General features: G+C 48.7%; 2 protein-coding genes. Both read right to left on the minus strand.

The window, feature by feature from the left end:
- Nucleotides 1-417, minus strand: a 417-nt coding sequence (locus ADA01nite_RS21725; RefSeq protein ID WP_146812505.1) for an IS630 family transposase, incomplete at its 3' end; no start/stop codon positions are given.
- Complete coding sequence (locus ADA01nite_RS21730) at nucleotides 395-958, minus strand: winged helix-turn-helix domain-containing protein (RefSeq protein ID WP_146812506.1); 564 nt, start codon at nucleotides 956-958, stop codon at nucleotides 395-397. The genes ADA01nite_RS21730 and ADA01nite_RS21725, both read right to left, overlap by 23 nt.
- Between the last annotated feature and the right edge of the window lie 97 nt (nucleotides 959-1,055).

Raw genomic sequence — 1,055 nt, forward strand, 5'->3', positions numbered from 1 at the left:
ATGAAAACGATTGAAAATGACCGTCTCTTTTAGCCACCCCCATATCCGTTCAATCGGATTCAGATCCGGTGAATAGGGCGGCAGGAAAAGCAGAAAGAGCCGATGCCGATTCTCTTCTAGAAACGGCTGGAGAAGCTTCGCCCGGTGAATCCGCGCATTATCCAGCACCATGACAATATACTTGTCCGCATACCGCTCGATGGTTTGGGTCAAAAACACCAAAAAAGCCTGGGCATCACAGGTGTCAGACGGCACACAAAAAAAGTCTCCATCCGCTGGATTTACGGTGCCAAACAACGTCATATGGGCATGGTGGCCATACGTTGGGATGCGGCGCTGGTTACGTGTTTCTGACCACGTGGCGCGCAGTGCCTGGTACGAACGAACATGGCTTTCATCCTCGTAAAGCAGGATCATGTTGTCTGTAAAGAGTTTTTTTTATCATGTCCAACTGCTTCACAAAGCGCGCCTGCTTTTCCTGGTCGGCTTTGGCGAGAATATACGTTGGGCGTGTATAGCTAAGGTTGAGGCGATGAAGCATGTGGGTAATCCCCCCGCGACTCATCGAAACGCCCCATTTTTTCGCAAGTAACTCCTGGATGATGCGGCTATCCCATGAAGCGTAGACGCCGATGCCTTGTTCTTCAGGTGTGGTCTCCAGGATAATGCGTTTTAGCTCGGCTTGTTGTTCAGCCGACAGGTACGGCTCTTTTCCCGGTGGAACGTTCCTTGCCAGCAGTTCAGGTAAGCCACCTTCATTAAACTTTTTCACGTAACTGGCAACCGATTGGCGATGAATAGTAAGCGTCGCGGAAACCTCTTGTCCCGTGTAGCCTTCCATAACAAGGCGAACCGCTGCGACTCGCTGACGAAGAAAAGCATCTTTGATCATGCGTTCTTTTTGTCGTAGTCTTTTTATCGTCCAGCCGTGTGTGTTTGTAATTTTTAATCGTTTCATCACCATTCCGCTCCTTTACGATACAGGTTCTTAGGAGCAGTATGGGCAGTTTTTTCAGGTTTTACACGAATGTCGAACCTTCATTGTAGATTTATAT

Origin of the sequence: Aneurinibacillus danicus (genome assembly GCF_007991215.1) — a bacterium.
GTDB lineage: Bacteria > Bacillota > Bacilli > Aneurinibacillales > Aneurinibacillaceae > Aneurinibacillus > Aneurinibacillus danicus.

Excerpts from the sequence above, each read along its gene's own strand:
- ADA01nite_RS21730 (WP_146812506.1), bottom strand. The coding sequence starts at position 958 with ATGAAACGATTAAAAATTACAAACACACACGGCTGGACGATAAAAAGA.